The sequence below is a fragment of the Streptomyces sp. NPDC002125 genome, assembly GCF_053593715.1.
Genome location: NZ_JBSFDD010000041.1, coordinates 15,478 through 31,216 on the forward strand (window position 1 = coordinate 15,478; position 15,739 = coordinate 31,216).

Below are 15,739 nucleotides of genomic sequence, written 5' to 3' on the forward strand. Positions count from 1 at the left end.
GGTCAGCCGGCCTTCCGGGCAGAGCCCTGGTGCGCGGCGTCGTACGCCTCCTGAACCCGCTTGGGCACCATGCCCAGGTCGGCCACCTGGTGGCCGTTCTCCCGGGCCCAGGACCGGATGGCGGCGAGTTCCTCCCTGCTGCGGCCGCTGCCCGATCCCGTACGGGCCCCGGTGGGCGCGGCCGCCGTGGGGCGGGTGCCGGCCTTCACGGTCCGCAGCTCCTCCTGCGCGCGTTCCAGTTCGGCCTTGGCCCTGGCGACCTTCTCCTCGGCCTGGCGCTGGGCGGCCTCGGTGTCGCGGCGCTCGGTCATCTCCGCAAGGTCGGCGGTGATGCGGTTGGCCCGGTTGCGGACGGCGGTGGCCGGGTGGGCGGTGGCCCAGTCCAGCAGCTCCTGGACGGGGTTGGAGAAGGTCAGCGGGGTGACGGGGACGTCGATGGCCTCGGTGGCGGGAGTGGTCGTCATGGTGGGTGCGTCTCCGGTTTCCGGGATAAGGGGGAGCAGGGCGGTGAGGGTGTCGGGGTCGGCGGGCAGCCCGAGGACGTCCAGGAGCAACGTCATGTCGTGCTTGTCGTGGGAGCTGCGGGCGGTGACCCGGGCCGCGGCGGCGAGCTGCTGCGCGGAGGTGGGGTCCACGGGAAGGGACTCGGCCTCAAGGGCTTTGGACCAGTCGGTGAACATCACGCGGCCTTGCCGGTGAGGGCGAGTTCGAGCACGCGTCGGTTGGCGGCGGCCTGCTGAGGGGTGATCGGCTGCTTCCACGGGTTGTAGGGCTCCAGGCGGGTGGGCACGAGCTCCAGCTCCAGCCGGGCGAGGGCCTGGTCCCGGACGGTCGGCGGGGCGGTGCGCGCGGTGCGCTGCTGCTCGCGTCGGCGGCGGTCCTGTTCGGCCACCACACCGGGCCAGTCGTCACCGAGCCGGGCCACGAGCTGCTGGCGCAGCCGCTTGCGTTCGCGCTTGGTGGTCGCCGCCCACACCCCGGTCGGGGTGAGGTCGGGGTTGGCGAGCGCCCACTTGAGGCACTCGGCGGCGACGGGGCAGCCGGCGCAGGCCTTCTTGGCCTGGGCGGTGGCCTTCTCCCGGGCGCGCGGGTCGTTCGTAGTGCTGACGTCCTCGATCGCGAACAGGACCGGATCGGTGCGGCAGGCCAGGGGCTGGTCGGCGTCGGGGAAGGGAATCCGGGTGTCGGCAGGGACGAGCGTCGCCGTGCCGGGACGGGAGCCGGGCATGAGGAACCTCCTCAAGAGGAGCGGGGCGAGACAGGGTGTGTGCTGTGTGGTGCGAGGGCGGGACGGCGCGGGTCAGGCGTGGTCGTCGCCGCGGCGGCGTCCGGCCTGGGCGTCGGAGGCGAACCGGCCGCGCCGGGCCTCGGTCGGGTTCGCCGCGATCCACGTTTCGGCGCAGCTCTTGTGGACCGGCTCACCGGCGTGGGAGCGCATCGGGGTGGGCTGGTCGCACAGGGCGCAGGGGCGGTCCTGCCACCGGTCGAAGTGGCTGCCGTCGCGCCAGTCCAGGAGATTGCCGGGCGCCGGGACCAGCCCCGGCTCGACCGCCGGCTTCTTGTTGCGGGTACGGGTCACGGCCGGGCGCCGGGCGGCTGCTGGAGTCCGCGCCGCTGTGGCGCTCATGCGGCCCGCCCCCACGTCGCGGTCCCCGGGCGGCCGATTCGACGCCCGTTGATCGAGGGCACGGTGGCGTGCTGTGCCGTCGCGAGGACCGCGCGGCCGGTGTGTTTGCCGTCGTAGAGCGCGGCGTCGGCCGTCCTCTGCAACGCGCTCAGGTCCCGGGTGCCCAGGACGTCCGGGGTCGCGGCGCCGATCGAGGCGGCGACGTCGACCGTGTGCCCGTCGTCCAGGACGACCGGGGTGTGCAGCATCCGGACCAGCTGCTCCAGGCGCTGTGCACGGCGGTCGGAGGCCAGCTCCAGGACCACGGCGAACTCGTCGCCTCCGAGCCTGCCCACGGCAGCGCGCGGGCCCGCCCAGGCGGTGAGCCTGGCACCGAAGGCAGCGAGTACGACGTCGCCCGCCGCATGGCCGAGGGTGTCGTTGATCTGCTTGAAGTGGTCGGCGTCGACCATCACGACGGCCAGGTTGTCGCCATGGCGGGCCAGGAGGCGGCGGGCGCGGGCGGTGTAGGCGTCGCGGCGCAGCAGCCCGGTCAGCGGGTCGCGGCGGGTGGCGGCGAGGCGCTTGTGCAGGGCGACGGCGTGGACGGCCCAGCCGGTCAGCGGTACGGCGGCGGTGGTGATCAGGAGGGCGTTCGGGCTGATCCGGCCCGGTAAGCGTGCGGCGGAGTTCATACTGAGGGCTCCCTCTCGTCTTGTACGGGGTGGGTGGCCCGGGGCAGGCGAACTGGTTTGGACGCCGATGTGCGCCTGTCCCGGGGTGGAGCTACAGGTCGTAGGTCGTGGAGTTGAGCCAGCTGTACGGGCTCCTCCAGAGGTCGGCCGTTGCGGCGGACCAGTCGAGTTCCCAGCCGGGCCGGTATCCGCAGCAGCACCAGCCGTCCGCGCGCCCGTGGGGGATCTCGCGTCCGGCCTCCGCTGCGGTGCGGGCCGTGTCGTAGGCGTCGTGGGCGGCCTGTACGGCGGCGGCGCGGCTGTCCGCCCAGCCGGTGAAGACGTGCACCCCGATCCGGGCGGGCGTCTCTGTGCTTCGTATGGGGACGTCGACCTCGTAGTACGGGGGCTGGGGCATGACGTCCATCTCCTCTCGGGTCGCGGCGGTTGAGGGACCACCGCGACCGCCCCGGCCCCGGGCGGTGAGCCGGGGCCGGGGCGGCACGGAGAGTCCGTCAGCCGTGGACCGCTTCGAGGTCCCGCTCCTCGATGCCGGGGGTGCCCTCGTCGTCCTGGTCGTCGGCGTGGTTGGGGCCGTGGACGGTGCAGACGATGCCCTCGTCGTCGTCCAGGTCGCCGTTCAGCGCGCGGAACAGGCAGGTGATGCTGTAGGCGGGCGCCCAGGCCCTACCGGTGCATTCGTCGTCGTGCGGGCACGGCACGGCGACGTCGAACCCGATGTCGCCCTCCCCGTCGATGTCCGTGCGCAGGGCGAGGGTGAGGTACTGCTGCCCGAGGCGGATCTCCGCGACGCGGTCGCCGCCGGCGACGTTCGAGCCGGGCTTCCACCGCCACAGCGGAACGATGTCCTCGCCGAACATCCGGGCCGGGAGGTTCAGGTCACCGAGCCCGTCGCTGCCGTCGAGGCCGAGAGCGGCCTGCCGGGCGGCGCTCAGGCGCTCCAGGAACGGCAGGAGCCGGTCGAAGCGGTCGGAGAAGGCGGTCGCGAAACCCTCTTTCCCCAGGGAAAAGGTCTGGTGCGAGTCGACCATGTCCCGGTGCTGCTTGATGATCGTGGCATCGGGCACCGTGCGGTTCGCCGGTCGTGGGCCCTGCCGCTCGATGCAGACGCTCGCAGGCGTGGTGACCATGACCGCGATCGGCACCATGTTGTGCCGCTTGGCGGCGGCGACCAGGGGCTCCCTGGCTTCCCGGGTGGTGTTGGTGGCGTCGACGATGGTGAAGAGCCTCCGGCGCATCCTCGCTTCCAGGAGCAGGTGCAGGGCGGCGACCGCGTCGCCGGTCGCGGCCTGGTCCCCGGCGTCGTCGCTGACGACCTCGCGCAGTGCGTCCAGGGACAGGACCTGGGATGCGGGCCAGGTCCGCGCGAGCGTGGACTTACCCGCGCCGGAGGGACCGATGAGGACCACCAGGCTGTTCTCGGGCATCGGCGGGTAGATGAGCTCGGTCATGCGGATCTCCTCAGAACAAAGGGGCGCCGGGCAGCGGGGATCGGGGTGCTGCCCGGCGTGATGGGTGAGTGGGCCGGCGGCGTTGTGCGGGGTCGTCAGCGGACGATCATGTGGTCGGGGTGGCCGTTCTTCATGTGGTCCACGCACTGCGGGCAGTCCTCACGCGGGCCCAGAGCGGCGTGGGCCTGACGGCTGGCGTACGCGTGGTACCAGCACTGCGTGCACTCGCCGCGGGGCGGGTTCGTCGCCCTCTCGTTCGGCATGTCAGCGCGCTCCGGGGCGGGTGGTGAGCCAGGTGGTGACGGCGGCCGCGCCGATCCCGATCGCTCGGTGGAGCGCCGCGTCGAGTTCCATCCACGCGGTGCCGGGACCGTTGATCTCGCGGGTGAGCTTGCCGTCGTCGTCCATGCGGACCGTCTGGCAGTGCTCGATGTAGCCGGTCTTCCCGGTCTTCTTCGCCAGCCACAGCAGTAAGGCGCCGCGGTCGATCGCGGCGTGCGTACCGGCGTTGATGGCGGCTCCGGCGAGCAGGGCGGCCGGGGTGACCCGGTAGCCGAACGCCCGGGTGACCGCGATGGTCGCCCCGAGCTGCACGGCGGTGTACGAGGCGACGTGGCAGGCGACCGCGCGCCTGCCGAGGGTGCTGGTGGTCATGGTCGGCCGGGTGGAGTCCTCCGTGGCGGGGGTGCCGTCGGCGTGGACCAGGTCCTCGCCGTACATGCGCTTCCGGGACGCGGTCTTCGAGCCCTGGACCCAGTGGTCACAGGCGGGATGCAGCTCACCGAAGGTCGCCAGGAGGGTGGCGAAGAGGGCCAGGCGCTCGGTGACGAGGGGCAGACGGGGCATGCTGGGGTTCTCCTGATCTCGAATTGCGGGTGAAGGGGTGCGGGGCGGCCGGCTCTTTGCCGATGCTGCGGCCGACCCGTGAGCGGACTCCGCCCCCGGCCATGTGTGGCCGGGGGCGGAGTCCGTTTCAGAACGGGGGTTCGTCCGGCCAGGCCGGGACGGGCAGGAGCCGGATGCGGAGCTCGCGCCGGTTCGACCAGCAGCCGCACGCCTCCATCTCCGGGAACGGCCCGCCAGCCCACCAGCCGCCCTCGCCCCGGCAGTCGGGGCAGGAGCGACGGGCGACGGGCGTGAAGTGGATACGGTGCCGGTCGGCGTACAGCTGCCAGCGGCCGGCCTTGAGGACGGCGGCGGCTGCGGCGAGCGCCACGGTCACCGCAGCGGCGGCCATCAGCGAGTAGGGCGGGGTTCGCACCGGCTCAGCGGGTCGGGGTGCTGGCGCAGTACGGGCCGCCGGTGTCGCCGCTGTGAACGGCGTGACCGCCGGTGGGGCGGAGTTCCTGGAGAAGCTCCAGGAGGTCGTTCTCGTCCTCCAGCAGCGATGCGACGTAGCCGTGGCCGCAGGTGCAGGGCACGAGCAGGGTGAGGGCGTCGCGGTAGTCGGCGTCGGCGGTGATGGTGTGGTGGAGCCACAGCCCGCCGTCCAGGTGTGCCACGGCGCTGGGCTGGACGGCGGGGTCGCGCAGGGCGGGGTAGCCGGTCCAGGCGTCGTGGTCCACCGCCTGGCCGAGGGTGTCGGGGTAGGCGCTGTAGATGTGGTCGGCGGCCGCGGTCTCCGCCACGTCGCGCTCCTCGTCCGTGGTGAGGCGGGCGGTGGTCGCGACGATCTCGAACAGGAGGGCCAGCGGAGAGCCGGCCGCCGGGCTGATGGCGGGCGGGGTGAGGGTCTCGGTCACGGTGTGATCGCTCCTTCGGTTGAGGTGTTCAGGCGGCCAGCCGGTGCGTGACCGACGTGGCAGTGGTGAAGTAGGTGTCGGGGCTGGGCTCGTAGCCCTGGGCGCACGGGTCGCAGGAACCGACGGTGCGCAGGGGCAGGCAGTAGACGTACCGGCGAGCGCACTTCGGGCAGGTGCTCCTGGCGGCGATGGCGCGGTCCAGAGCCAGCTCCTGAGCCAACGTCGGGACGCGCTTGGGCCGGGCCAGGTCGACCCGGAGCAGGAACCCGCGAGTCGGATGACGGCACGACCAGTTCGGGCGGGTCGCGCACAGGCGGCACCGCAGGATCGCGACCGGACCCTCGTTGTCGCCGGGGCTCAACCCCATCTCCCGCAAAGCGCGCCGCGTAACGAGGCCTTCGGGTACGGCGCCACGATCGAACTCGGGCAGGGCCGTCTCACCGCGCGGCACCCGGGCTACTTCCCACCGCTTCTTGCGGGTGCGGGGCATCACCGGCTCCAGGTACCGGGGAGCCGGGCGGGACGGTACGGGTAGCGGGGCCCGGGGCGTTGCGGGCGGGGGCGGCCGATCCGGCGGCGCGGGCGGGGCGTGAGCACGAAGGACCTCCAAGGAGCAGGGATGGTGCGGGCGGTCGTACGGGGCCGGTCAGCGAGGGAGAGGCCTGGCCCGGAAGCGGACGGTGCCGGTGCGGTCGTCGCGACGGACGACCAGGAGGTCGCTCCGGTCAGCAGCGAGCGCCTCCAGCTCGGTCTGGATCCACTCGTTGGTGCGCTGGAGCTCCAGGCGGCCGGAGTCGAACTCCGCGAGGTCGAGGTCGATATCGGGGTGCAGGAGGTTCCGGCGTGCCATGGCCGTCACCCAGGAGCGCAGCAGGTTCCGGGCGGTGTCCTCGTCGGGGCGGGGCGGGAGTTCGCGGGGCAGCGCCCGGCAGGTGCTCGCGTGGGCGTTGGCGGCCTCGGCGGCCTGTCCCAGCGCGTAGCGGATGTAGGAGCTGTGGTACTTGGTGCGGGTGCTGAGGAAGTGGCAGCCCAGGCACGCAACGAGGTAGTAAGCCGTGCCGTAGGGGTCCTGGCTGGTGCGGGCGACGAGGACGACGGCGTGGGCCTGGTTGTAGTACCGCTCGGCGACGGGAAGGCCCTCGGGCTTCCACGTCTCGCCGATCTCCGGCCACGCCTCCGGCTCGGGGGCCTCCGCCGGCGGGGCGGGGGCGGCGGGCTTGCGGGTGAAGAAGTCGATGAGTGCCACGGTGTTGGGGCTCCTTCGCGATCGGTCGGGGGCGGTACGTGGGCAGCGCTGCGCCCCGCCGGCAAGGTGCGTCGGCGGGGCGCGGGGTGTGGTGGGTGGCCGGGCGGCCTGTCCGGTCCTCGCCCACCGGGGTGGGCAAGGACCGGGCGGAGCGACCGGATCAGTCCCGGAAGGGGCAGTTGCTGTGCCGGTCTGCGGCCGGGGGCATGTGGATGTGGACGTCGGGCCGCGCGGGGACCTTCGCAGGGTGGGCCGGGCGGCCGACGGTGCGGCGCAGGGTCAGCCCGTTCAGGGCGAGCGCGGACAGGAGCGTCCAGGCCAGGACCGTCAAGGCGACGGCGACGGTGCGGCTGGTGTCCGGGGTGGCCGTCCAGACCATGAACACCGTGGTCGCGCCCCAGCCGGTCCACATCGCCCGCAGGGCGTTGCTCCGGGTGAAGTAGCCGAGGACCACGGCGGCGATGCCGGTGGCCAGCCACAGCGTGTAGACGGTGGAGGCGGCGATCGGGAGGCCGGCGGAGTGCTGGGCGATGTAGGTGCGGACCGGCTGGTCGACGATGGCGAGGACGCTGTCGGAGGTGTCGACGCCGACCTGCACCGTGGGCACGGCGGTGAGCAGCTGGTGCAGCACGCGGAGGGCGGCCTCACCGGCGGCCAGGACCGCCAGGACGACGAAGGACGCTCCGACCAGCATCACAACGGCCCGGATCCAGGGGGCCATGTTCCGGGGGCCGTCCTGGGGGACGTTCAGGATGTCCATCCACATCAGGTTCAGGACGCCGTCGTCCTCCCACGCCTTGTCCCACCAGCTGCGCAGCGCCGCGAACACGGACTGCTTGGGCGGCGTCTTCGGGACGGGCACGGGGAGGTGCGCGAGGTCCTGGCGGTCGGTACGGGGCGCGTGGTCGTTGGGCTGCATGGGGCAACTCCTTGTTGGTGAAGCAGGGTTCACGGAGCGTGCGAGTGGGCCAAGCTGTGGGTGAGCGACGGAATCGGCAGAGGTGAAGGGGGCGGCTTCGATGGGGTGGTTCACCCGCGATGAGCCGGTGGAGATCGTCTTCGACCAGGTCATCGACACGGACGGCACGATCTGGCCCGCGTTCACCGACGACGACGGTGTGCTGTGGATCGACGTCGACTACGAGGTCGAGGTGACGATCGACCGGGCGGTCGTCGACGGGCAGATCCGGGGTGCCGAGGTCGATGACGACGGGCGGATCTGGATCGACTACGACTGACCGGTCAGGCCGGACGGCCTGTCCCGCACCCGAGGCCCGGCTGGCGGGCGGTGTCGGATGCGAGGCAGGGCGCCCGGGTCAGCGGACGTCGTTGCGGGTGCGGGAGAACATCCCTCGCTGGTTGCTGGTGTTGGTGATCTGCGTGTTCTGCACGACCGGTCCTTCGTAGACCGTCTTGGACACCGATCGGGCCTTGCTGATCGCGCCGCCGATGGCGGTGGCGACCATGGCGAGTCCGGCGAACGGCAGGGTCACCATGAGGACGCCGTAGAGCGTGACGGAGGCCAGGCCCTGGAGTACGAGCCAGGCCCCGCACCCGATGCCGGTGATGCCCGCGCCGACGCCGATAGAGGCGACCGCGATTCCGGCGGCCCAGGCCGGGACGATCCGCTTGTCGTCCTGGTGGACGGGCGGGGTGTCGCCGTACGGCGGGACCTTGGTGTTGTCGCGGAACGACGTCGGGAAGTGCCGTACGGGCGGGGCTGCGGGCTGGAAGGACTGGGTGATGATCCGCTCGGCTTCGGCGCGGGCTTCGTCGTCGGTGAGCGGGCGGGTAATGGGCTCGAAGTCCACGGTGATCTCCGGTTCGAGGGGGGGGAAGCGGGGCGCCCTCCCCGCCAGGTGGGCGGGGAGGGCGCAGGGGGTGGGGGAGCGGGGCGGGGGCTACTGGGGGTTGGCGGCGGCCTCGTCGAGGGCATCGGGCGTCGGGTACTGCGTCAGCGACCGGCGGTCCTCGGTGCGGACGACCAGGCCGTTGCGGCGGCCGGTGAGCAGCAGCTCGGTGACGAGCGCGCGAGCTTCGGGGCTGGCCGCGAGGACGTCGGCCGCGTCGGCCACCAGGACCAGGGGGCGGTTGTTCATCGGGCTCTCCTTCGCGTACGGGCGGGTGGGATCGGGCTGGTCAGAAGCTGCTGATCCAGCCGGTGAGGGAGGAGATCGCGCTGTTGACCGTGGGGGCGATGCCGGTGCCGGCGAGGAAGAAGCCGAACAGGCAGACGGCGATGCCCGGCATGATCCGCTGGTAGCCGGTGCGTACGAGGATGAGGACGATGATGCCGAGCAGGACGACCAGGGAGATCGAGAGGGCCACGGTTCGTTTCCTTCGGTGAGTCGGGGTGCCGGGGTGGGGGTCAGTTGTCGGTGAGCTGCCAGACGCCGCGCTTGCGCGTGGTGGCCAGGCCTTTCGCCTTGAGCTGGGAGCAGGCGTTGCTGACGCTGGAGGGCTGGAAATCCGGCAGCGCGGCACGCAGGTCCTTGAGCGGCTTGGGCCCGTCCGCGAGGAGTTCGAGGATCTGGTCCTGGAGACCGGGCTCCTCGCCGGGGTCGTTGTCGAGGCCGAAGGGGATGTCCGCGAACGGCCCGCCGAACGGGACGGGCGCGGCCGCAGCTTCGCCGCCATCACCTTCACCGTCGGTGCCGGTTGCGGGGGCCGGGTCGCTGGCTGCCGGGGTGCTGCCGGGGGCGCCGGAGAACGCCTGGGCGAGGGTGTCGCAGTCGGCGTACGGGTTGGTGTGCCGCAGGTCGTAGAGGCCGACCTTGGCCTGCGCGGCCGCCGCCTCGCCCGGGGTGAGTCCGTTGGCCGGCTCTTCGCCGTACAGGGCGATCAGGTCCGGATAGACCCCGTCGACCTTCTCGGCGAAGAAGGTGCGCATGAACTTGGCCCGGCCGTCGAGGAACATGTACGCCATCCCGGCCGTGGATTCGCCGTCCTCGTCGTCCTGGCCGGAGAACAGCGCTTCGATCTGCCCGTTCTCGTAGATCCGGGCGGGGATGTTCTCCATCTGGAAGCCGGCCGGGGCGATGCCGTCCAGGCCCATCTCCTTGGTGGACGAACTCGCGGTGCGCATGAGGAACAGGGCGCCGACCTTGCCCTGCTGGCGGATCGCGTCGTCGTCACCGAGGTCCTTGAGGTGCAGGGACTGCACGGCGAGCCGGATGCCGATGCCGACCTTGCGGCCGGTCTTCTGGATGTCGGCGATGAGGTAGGCGGTCGCCTTGCGCATCGCTTCGTCCGGGTGGGACAGCAGCCGGTTGATCTCGTCCAGCGTGATGTTGATGAGCGGCCACGGCTTGCCGAGGGCGAAGTCGCCGCGGCCCATCTCGTTGCTGATGCGCTCGCGGTACTTCATGACCGCGTGCGCGGCCGTGAGCATCAGCAGGGTCTCGACCGGGCCCTTAGCGAACCAGTCGACCCTGCCTTCCGCCTCGGGGAGGCTCATGCCGCCCTGGACGTCGCCGACCCAGGAGACGATGCCGGAGCGCTTCTCCCCGGCGAGGATCAGGTTCTGCAGCACGCTCTTGCCCGCGCCGGTGACGCCTGCGGTGATGCCGCGCAGCGCGCCCTGGCCCGGTTCCCACAGGCGCATCCGGGCCGGTTTGCCGTCGTGGCAGACGCCGATGGTGATGCGGCCCTTGGAGTCCATCGTCAGGTCGTCGACGGTGGCCTTGCGGACCTTCATCAGCGGGTTGGTCCTGTAGACGGAGACGACGCCCTGGCGGATGCCGTCGGTCTCGATGACGAGGCGGGAGGGGTCGTCGATGCCGAACGCGGAGCAGATCGCCGTGTGCGGCAGGTAGATCGTCTTGCCCGGCGGGGAGGCGACCAGGAGGACGATGCGGTCCTTCTCGGTGCGGTGGTCGATCAGGTCGACGCCGGGGGCTGCCTTGCCCGGGGCGGCGACCGCGGTTTCCCACAGGCCGCGGATGCCTTCGGCGACGGCCTCGGTGTCCTCGGAGGTGGGGCGGGCGACCAGCCGCATCCGGCCGGGCCCCGAGCCCTGCACCGGGCGCATCCGCACCGTGCCGACCGGGAAGTCGAACGCGGCGGCGAGCTGCACCTCCGTGAAGGTGGGGACGGCTTTCCCGGCCTGGGCGACGACGACGGCCTCGAAGTCGGGCCGGTCGGCGCGGTAGGGGGCGATGGAGACGAGCCGGGTGCCGTCGCCGGTGGCCTGCGCCCACTTCGCGGCGAGGAACTCGGTGTACGTCAGCTCCCGAGGCACTAGGCCGGTGCCGGTCTGCGCCTGGTGCTCGGTGAGCTCCAGGACCAGGCCGGCGCTGCGGGTGAGCGGCGCCATCCAGCCCATCAGCCCGGCCCACGCGGCGGCGTCCACGATCTCCCACCAGTTGAAGCCGGGGGTGATCAGGTTCGCCACGTAGGTGCCGGCGGCCGTGAGGAACGGGATCGCGCGCTGCGCCCGGACGATGGCGCTCAGGCCCTGGCCCTCGGTGTTCTTCGTCTTCGCGTACAGCCAGGCCAGGGTGCCCAGTCCGATGCCGCCGGAGGCGAGGTAGGACCAGGCGCTGTCGTCCAGTTGCGGTCCGACGGCCATCCCGGCGGCGGCGAGGGCGTAGGAGGTGCGTTCGGCCAGGACGCGCCGGTAGATGACGTGCGTCGGGACGCGCTTGGTGGTGTCGACGGCCGGTGCCGCCTGGTCGGTGGTGTTCAACGCAGCCTCCGTATCTGGGCAGGGCGCAGCCACGGGGCCGCGCCCGGTGTGGGTGCGGCCCCGTGGCTGCGGAGGGGTGGGTTGGGGTTAGTTGCGGCGCCCGGTGCGCCGGTAGAAGCCGGGCTTGGCCTGCTGGACTCCGGAGCCGTTGGAGGCTTCGTAGCCGGGGCGGTACTCCTGCTCGTGCGCGCCGTTGAAGCCGCGGGCGTCGGTGTCGACGGAGTCGGCGGCGTTGACCATGTCGCCGGATGCCTCCGCGACGCCGGTCAGGGCGGTGGAGACGTCCTCGATCATCGAGGTGAAGCGGGGCTCGACCTCGGCCTGGCCGCACATCTCCGCCAGGCGCAGGGCGGCGGTGGAGTTGGCTTCCATGTGGGAGCGGAGCCGGTGCATGCCCTCCTTGAGGAAGAGGGCGGAGGCGGCGAGCTTCGCGGTGCGGCCTGCGAGGGCGAGGAAGCCGAGGCCGCCGCCGCCTGTACCGCCGGTGCTGCTGGCGACGGTGTTGTTCATGCCGGGGATGGCGGGGAGGTTGTCGCTCACGTGGTGATCTCCTCTCTTAGTTCTGGTTGTGGATGCGGGCGGCGGGGACGGCCAGGCCGGTGTCCTCGGTGGCCTGCTGGAGCGGCCGGTAGGCGTCGAACATGGCGTTCTCCGCGCTCTCGGACAGCTCGGCGGCCGTCAGGGACTTGGTGGCCATCTCCCTGGCCTTGCGGTCCAGCACCTCCATCGACTCCGCGAGCTTCGCCATCGCGGCGCCGGTCAGGCGGCCGATGACGTTGTGCGTGGAGCGCAGGTCGGCGGCCAGGTCCTCCAGCTCGTACCGGATCTGCCGGGCCTTGGCGGAGAGCTTGTTGCAGGTCTCGTGCGCCGTGAACGACTGCGCGGTGAGCTCCTCGAGGACGTCGAGGGTGTCGTCGAGGGTCACCTCCGTCTGGTGCTGGGCGTCCATGTCCGCGATGCCGCCGCTGCCCCACTGGGCCATCCAGCTGTCGCGGGTGTCGGGAGCAGTGCTCACGCTGTTCTCCTTCGTGCTCGGGTGGTCGGCGGGACCGCCCGCACCGGACGCCGGGCTGGGCCCGGGGGTATCGGCGCGTTCGACCGTGATCGGCCCGGCCTGGGCGGGTACCGCCGTGGCCATGCCCATCGCCTCGAACGGCGTCAGTCGCTGCTGACCGGTGCCCGGCACCGTGCCCCCGCCCACCGGGGCCGGAGCCGTACCGGGTCCGGTGGCTGCGGCGGCCGGGGCCGGTACAGCAGCAGGACCCGGCGGAGCCGGAGACGGGGGCGAGGCGGTGGCAGCACCGGCAGTTCCGGCCGGCGCGGCGGGCGCGACGGCCGGGGCCGGTGCAGCTGCCGGGGGGTTGGGTGGAACCGGCGGCGCGGATGGGGGCGTGGTGGTGGTGCCGGTCGCCGGGGTGGGGACCGTGGTGGTGCGCATCCGGGCGCGTTTGCGGGCTCGCGCCTTGGCCGTGGACCAGGGCGTGCGGCGGGTCGGGGCCTTCGCGGCCGGACCCGACGGTGTCTTCGCTGCGGGCCCGGAGGGAGCCTTCCCGGCGGGGCCGGCGGGCTTGGTGCTGCCGGGCTTGGTGGTCTTGGTCTTCGGGCCGGACTTCTTCTTCGGCTTCCTGACCTTGACCTTCGTGACGACCGGCGGGCCCATCTTCTTGCGGCGGCGCTTGAGCCGCTTCTCAGCGGTCTCGTGCACAGCCTCGCCGAAGGTCGTCCGGCCCCGGGCGGCGGACTTCATCGCCCCCAGGACCTTCCGGCTGTACTCCTTCTTGAAGCGGCGGCAGGCGCGGCAGCGGCAGTCCTGCTTCACCGATGACGCGAACGTGCCGTGCGCGATGCCCGGCGTCAGTACCTGCTTCTTGCCCTTGCGGGACTTCCCGCCCGGTGCCGTGGGCACCGGCGCGGGCACGGAGGCCGGGCCCGTCCCGCCCTTGCCGGAGCGGGGCTTGGTCTTCTTCCCGCCGCCGCGCTTGCTGCCGGGCGCCGTGGTGCCCGAGCCGCTGCCGCCCTTCGACTTCGGCTTCGTCTTCGGGCCGGTGCCCGAGGTGGTGGTGCCGGGCTTCTTGCGCAGGATCCCGGACGGGCCGGTCGTCCCGCGCGGCGACTTCTTCGTGCCGCTCTTCGGCCCGGACGCTGTGCCCTTCCCGGTGCCCGACCCTTTCGGAACCTTCGGGCCGGACGGACCGGACGTGGACTTCCCGCCTGTCCCCTTCGTGGGGGGTGTGGTCTTGTTCCCCTTGCCCAGGTTGGGGCCCGTCGTCTTGCCGGTGCCCGGCCCGTGCTTCTTGTGCGAGCCACCTGCGGACCCCCCGGCACCGGTCCCGGTGCTGCCGGGTCCGCGCTTGCGGTTCAGGACGGAGCCACCTCCGGAGGAGCCGGACCCGCCACCGCCACCGGGGCCGCGGTTCTTCCTGCCGCCACCGCCGCTGTTGTTCGGCCCCTTACCGGCGCCGCCCGAACCGCCCGAGCCCCCGGACGATCCGGGGTTGCGGTTCTTCTTGAGGCTGTGGCCGCCGCCCTGCGAGGTGCGCGTCAGCGGGGTGACTCCGGAGCTGTTCTTCTTCGGCGAGTTGGTGCGACCGCCGCCACCGCCGGAGCCTGCACTACCGCCCGAACCCCGTCCTCGGCCACCACCGGAACCGCTGCCGGAGCCGCTGGGCGACTTGGTCGTCGACCCGCCGCGCCCCCGGCCTCCCGAGCCGCTGAGCGACCCGCTGCCGCCCCGCCCGGAACGGCCCGGACCACCGGAGCCGGAGCGTCCTGACGAGCCGCCAGGACCGCTCTGGAGGGCCTTGCGGCCGTTCTCCGGTCCGGACGGCACCGGCTTCTTGGAACCGCCCTTGGGTGAGCCGTCCTTGCCGCTGCTCGCGGTCTTCGCGACCGCCTCACGCTGCTCCCGGCTGGCCCGGCCTGTGGCGATGCTGGAGTGAATCCCGCGCATCGCCGCGAGGGACACCGCGAGGACCGCCGCCAGGGACAGCGAGCCGAGCCCCGGCGGTGCGGGTGCCGGGGCGCCCTCCGAGCGGAAGGTCGACGGCACCGCCGCACCGGTCGGAGCCGGGGTCGCGGTGGGCCCCGGAGCGGCGGCGAACGGGGCTCCCTGACCGGGGTCCGGGAGGGCCGCGATGACGCCCATCGGGTCGGTTCGCGTCGCGGGTGCAAACGCCTCCGGGGCGGCCGGGGCGGGGTCTGCGGGGGCGGCGAACGGTACGTCGGCGGAGGCCGGTTCGGAGGGCTCGGCCGGGGGGTCGGTGGGAGCCGTGAAGCCCACGCGGGGGAAGTTGATCACGTTGTTGGGGCCGTCGTCGTCGGCCATGACGTCTCCCTCTCGGAGTTGACAGACGGTCACCGCCTGGGGCACCCTCGCGCGCGCACGACACGCGCGCGCCTTGGGGTGCTCCGGGCGGTGGGGAGGAGGCGGTGATGAAGAAGAACTTCGTCACCCTCCGTGCTGCTTGTAGAAGTCGTGCAGTACCTGGGTGAGCGCGGGCCACAGGCTCGGCTTGCCCTCGCGCTCGGCCTGGCGGGCCAGGGTCCGGCACGCGTCGTACCAGACCCCGGCCCGCTCCTGATCGGTCGTGGCCTCGGCAACCCGCCCGTTCCAGTGCTTCGCACGGTTTTGCGTCTGCCGAGGCGTCGCCGTCACTGCCCCTCTCCCTTCGCGAAGTAGTCGTTGATCGTGCTCGTCGGCCGCTCACCGCCGGCCGCCATCGGCCACTGCTGCCAGGGGTTGTCCGGGGTCACGAACTCCGCCGGCCTCGCCTGCGGAACCGTGCCGCCGGGCTGCTCCTGGGGGGTGTTGAGCGCGGTCACCGTGCGGTTCAGCGACCCGGCGACGGCCGCGCCGACGGCGGCCTGGCGGCCCTGCTTGCGCTCCAGGCGCTTGGCCTCCGCGACCGCCCTGCGCTGCGGGAGCTCCAGGACCTCGTTGACGTAGGTCGCGTACAGGGCCTCGGCCTTGGCCGCGGCCTCGGTGGACGCCTTCTCCATGGCCTTGAGCTGCCGGGCGACCTTCCAGGCCCGCAGCCTCTTGGCCATCCAGCGGTCGCCCTCGATCGGCGTCTGCTGGAGGCGGCTGCGCACGATGTCGGCGATCTGCCCGTACTGCTGGGCGTCACGAACGTGCTGGTCGCGGACGGTCGCGGTGAAGGCCCGCAGGCCCGCATCCGTGAACAGGGCGTTGATATCCATGAGGGGGTTCTCCTTCTGGGGGCGGGGGCGATCTGGGAGGCTTTGTCGTGGCGTTGCGGCGCCTTCACCGCGTCCCCGAGGCGCTGTCTTCGTCTCGGGGGCCGGTGGAACC

The 15,739-nt window shown here is 72.6% G+C and carries 22 protein-coding genes; 1 reads left to right on the plus strand and 21 read right to left on the minus strand.

All coding sequences use genetic code 11. The features are described 5' to 3' along the window. Positions 1-2: 2 nt before the first annotated feature. The 13 genes from ACWCQM_RS38565 to ACWCQM_RS38625 form a co-directional block, all read right to left on the minus strand. The gene (locus ACWCQM_RS38565) at positions 3-680 is read right to left on the minus strand and encodes an Lsr2 family DNA-binding protein (RefSeq protein WP_450919743.1); all 678 of its coding nucleotides are present in this window, start codon (positions 678-680) and stop codon (positions 3-5) included. Then, the gene (locus ACWCQM_RS38570) at positions 680-1,228 is read right to left on the minus strand and encodes a WhiB family transcriptional regulator (protein ID WP_450919744.1); all 549 of its coding nucleotides are present in this window, start codon (positions 1,226-1,228) and stop codon (positions 680-682) included. The genes ACWCQM_RS38565 and ACWCQM_RS38570 overlap by 1 nt, the downstream gene beginning before the upstream one ends. A 72-nt stretch (positions 1,229-1,300) precedes the next feature. Continuing rightward, complete coding sequence (locus ACWCQM_RS38575; RefSeq protein WP_450919745.1) at positions 1,301-1,627, minus strand: hypothetical protein; 327 nt, start codon at positions 1,625-1,627, stop codon at positions 1,301-1,303. Continuing rightward, positions 1,624-2,301 carry a GGDEF domain-containing protein gene (locus ACWCQM_RS38580; RefSeq protein WP_450919746.1) on the minus strand — a complete coding sequence of 226 codons (678 nt, stop codon included), beginning with the start codon at positions 2,299-2,301 and terminating at the stop codon, positions 1,624-1,626. Before ACWCQM_RS38580 ends, ACWCQM_RS38575 begins: the two co-directional genes overlap by 4 nt. Positions 2,302-2,392: 91 nt before the next feature. Next, positions 2,393-2,698 (minus strand): hypothetical protein, encoded by a 306-nt coding sequence (locus ACWCQM_RS38585; RefSeq protein WP_450919747.1) that lies wholly within the window; start codon positions 2,696-2,698, stop codon positions 2,393-2,395. Positions 2,699-2,795: 97 nt separating this feature from the next. Then, on the minus strand, positions 2,796-3,752 hold the full coding sequence (locus ACWCQM_RS38590) for an AAA family ATPase (RefSeq protein WP_450919748.1): 957 nt from the start codon (positions 3,750-3,752) through the stop codon (positions 2,796-2,798). Positions 3,753-3,847: 95 nt separating this feature from the next. Beyond that, a complete protein-coding gene (locus ACWCQM_RS38595; RefSeq protein WP_450919749.1) occupies positions 3,848-4,015 on the minus strand; it encodes a pRL2-8 in 168 nt (55 codons plus the stop codon). A gap of 1 nt (position 4,016) precedes the next feature. Further along, on the minus strand, positions 4,017-4,598 hold the full coding sequence (locus tag ACWCQM_RS38600) for a hypothetical protein (RefSeq protein WP_450919750.1): 582 nt from the start codon (positions 4,596-4,598) through the stop codon (positions 4,017-4,019). Between the two features lie 127 nt (positions 4,599-4,725). After that, positions 4,726-4,989: a hypothetical protein gene (locus tag ACWCQM_RS38605; protein WP_450919783.1), complete on the minus strand. Its 264-nt coding sequence runs from the start codon at positions 4,987-4,989 to the stop codon at positions 4,726-4,728. Positions 4,990-5,017: 28 nt separating this feature from the next. Beyond that, on the minus strand, positions 5,018-5,494 hold the full coding sequence (locus tag ACWCQM_RS38610; protein WP_450919751.1) for a hypothetical protein: 477 nt from the start codon (positions 5,492-5,494) through the stop codon (positions 5,018-5,020). 28 nt (positions 5,495-5,522) lie between these two features. After that, complete coding sequence (locus ACWCQM_RS38615; RefSeq protein WP_450919752.1) at positions 5,523-5,984, minus strand: RRQRL motif-containing zinc-binding protein; 462 nt, start codon at positions 5,982-5,984, stop codon at positions 5,523-5,525. 156 nt (positions 5,985-6,140) lie between these two features. After that, complete coding sequence (locus tag ACWCQM_RS38620; protein ID WP_450919753.1) at positions 6,141-6,740, minus strand: hypothetical protein; 600 nt, start codon at positions 6,738-6,740, stop codon at positions 6,141-6,143. A 160-nt stretch (positions 6,741-6,900) separates the two neighbouring features. Beyond that, on the minus strand, positions 6,901-7,659 hold the full coding sequence (locus ACWCQM_RS38625; RefSeq protein WP_450919754.1) for a hypothetical protein: 759 nt from the start codon (positions 7,657-7,659) through the stop codon (positions 6,901-6,903). 100 nt (positions 7,660-7,759) lie between these two features. Between ACWCQM_RS38625 and ACWCQM_RS38630 the strand changes: the two genes are divergently transcribed. Next, a complete protein-coding gene (locus tag ACWCQM_RS38630; RefSeq protein ID WP_450919755.1) occupies positions 7,760-7,978 on the plus strand; it encodes a hypothetical protein in 219 nt (72 codons plus the stop codon). 78 nt (positions 7,979-8,056) lie between these two features. Here ACWCQM_RS38630 and ACWCQM_RS38635 read toward each other — a convergent pair whose 3' ends face one another. From ACWCQM_RS38635 to ACWCQM_RS38670, 8 genes are all read right to left on the minus strand, one after another. Beyond that, positions 8,057-8,551: a hypothetical protein gene (locus tag ACWCQM_RS38635; protein ID WP_450919756.1), complete on the minus strand. Its 495-nt coding sequence runs from the start codon at positions 8,549-8,551 to the stop codon at positions 8,057-8,059. A 90-nt stretch (positions 8,552-8,641) separates the two neighbouring features. Further along, positions 8,642-8,839 (minus strand): hypothetical protein, encoded by a 198-nt coding sequence (locus tag ACWCQM_RS38640; RefSeq protein ID WP_450919757.1) that lies wholly within the window; start codon positions 8,837-8,839, stop codon positions 8,642-8,644. A gap of 40 nt (positions 8,840-8,879) precedes the next feature. Beyond that, positions 8,880-9,068 (minus strand): hypothetical protein, encoded by a 189-nt coding sequence (locus ACWCQM_RS38645; RefSeq protein ID WP_030634042.1) that lies wholly within the window; start codon positions 9,066-9,068, stop codon positions 8,880-8,882. A 40-nt stretch (positions 9,069-9,108) separates the two neighbouring features. Next, positions 9,109-11,427 carry a hypothetical protein gene (locus tag ACWCQM_RS38650; RefSeq protein WP_450919758.1) on the minus strand — a complete coding sequence of 773 codons (2,319 nt, stop codon included), beginning with the start codon at positions 11,425-11,427 and terminating at the stop codon, positions 9,109-9,111. A gap of 87 nt (positions 11,428-11,514) precedes the next feature. Then, positions 11,515-11,967, minus strand: a complete 453-nt coding sequence (locus tag ACWCQM_RS38655) for a conjugal transfer protein TraB (protein ID WP_380955181.1) — start codon at positions 11,965-11,967, stop codon at positions 11,515-11,517. A gap of 16 nt (positions 11,968-11,983) precedes the next feature. Further along, positions 11,984-14,752, minus strand: coding sequence for a hypothetical protein (locus ACWCQM_RS38660; RefSeq protein ID WP_450919759.1), 2,769 nt, complete (start codon positions 14,750-14,752; stop codon positions 11,984-11,986). 123 nt (positions 14,753-14,875) lie between these two features. Continuing rightward, positions 14,876-15,082: a hypothetical protein gene (locus ACWCQM_RS38665; protein WP_450919760.1), complete on the minus strand. Its 207-nt coding sequence runs from the start codon at positions 15,080-15,082 to the stop codon at positions 14,876-14,878. After that, positions 15,079-15,627 carry a hypothetical protein gene (locus tag ACWCQM_RS38670; protein WP_450919761.1) on the minus strand — a complete coding sequence of 183 codons (549 nt, stop codon included), beginning with the start codon at positions 15,625-15,627 and terminating at the stop codon, positions 15,079-15,081. Before ACWCQM_RS38670 ends, ACWCQM_RS38665 begins: the two co-directional genes overlap by 4 nt. Between the last annotated feature and the right edge of the window lie 112 nt (positions 15,628-15,739).

Bases quoted from the DNA above. Each gene is read 5' to 3' on its own strand.
- ACWCQM_RS38670 (WP_450919761.1), bottom strand. From the start codon at position 15,627: ATGGATATCAACGCCCTGTTCACGGATGCGGGCCTGCGGGCCTTCACC.
- ACWCQM_RS38590 (WP_450919748.1), bottom strand. From the start codon at position 3,752: ATGACCGAGCTCATCTACCCGCCGATGCCCGAGAACAGCCTGGTGGTC.
- ACWCQM_RS38570 (WP_450919744.1), bottom strand. From the start codon at position 1,228: ATGCCCGGCTCCCGTCCCGGCACGGCGACGCTCGTCCCTGCCGACACC.
- ACWCQM_RS38625 (WP_450919754.1), bottom strand. From the start codon at position 7,659: ATGCAGCCCAACGACCACGCGCCCCGTACCGACCGCCAGGACCTCGCG.
- ACWCQM_RS38660 (WP_450919759.1), bottom strand. From the start codon at position 14,752: ATGGCCGACGACGACGGCCCCAACAACGTGATCAACTTCCCCCGCGTG.
- ACWCQM_RS38565 (WP_450919743.1), bottom strand. From the start codon at position 680: ATGTTCACCGACTGGTCCAAAGCCCTTGAGGCCGAGTCCCTTCCCGTG.
- ACWCQM_RS38640 (WP_450919757.1), bottom strand. From the start codon at position 8,839: ATGAACAACCGCCCCCTGGTCCTGGTGGCCGACGCGGCCGACGTCCTC.
- ACWCQM_RS38595 (WP_450919749.1), bottom strand. From the start codon at position 4,015: ATGCCGAACGAGAGGGCGACGAACCCGCCCCGCGGCGAGTGCACGCAG.
- ACWCQM_RS38585 (WP_450919747.1), bottom strand. From the start codon at position 2,698: ATGCCCCAGCCCCCGTACTACGAGGTCGACGTCCCCATACGAAGCACA.
- ACWCQM_RS38575 (WP_450919745.1), bottom strand. From the start codon at position 1,627: ATGAGCGCCACAGCGGCGCGGACTCCAGCAGCCGCCCGGCGCCCGGCC.
- ACWCQM_RS38600 (WP_450919750.1), bottom strand. From the start codon at position 4,598: ATGCCCCGTCTGCCCCTCGTCACCGAGCGCCTGGCCCTCTTCGCCACC.
- ACWCQM_RS38630 (WP_450919755.1), top strand. From the start codon at position 7,760: ATGGGGTGGTTCACCCGCGATGAGCCGGTGGAGATCGTCTTCGACCAG.
- ACWCQM_RS38605 (WP_450919783.1), bottom strand. From the start codon at position 4,989: ATGGCCGCCGCTGCGGTGACCGTGGCGCTCGCCGCAGCCGCCGCCGTC.
- ACWCQM_RS38580 (WP_450919746.1), bottom strand. From the start codon at position 2,301: ATGAACTCCGCCGCACGCTTACCGGGCCGGATCAGCCCGAACGCCCTC.
- ACWCQM_RS38615 (WP_450919752.1), bottom strand. From the start codon at position 5,984: ATGCCCCGCACCCGCAAGAAGCGGTGGGAAGTAGCCCGGGTGCCGCGC.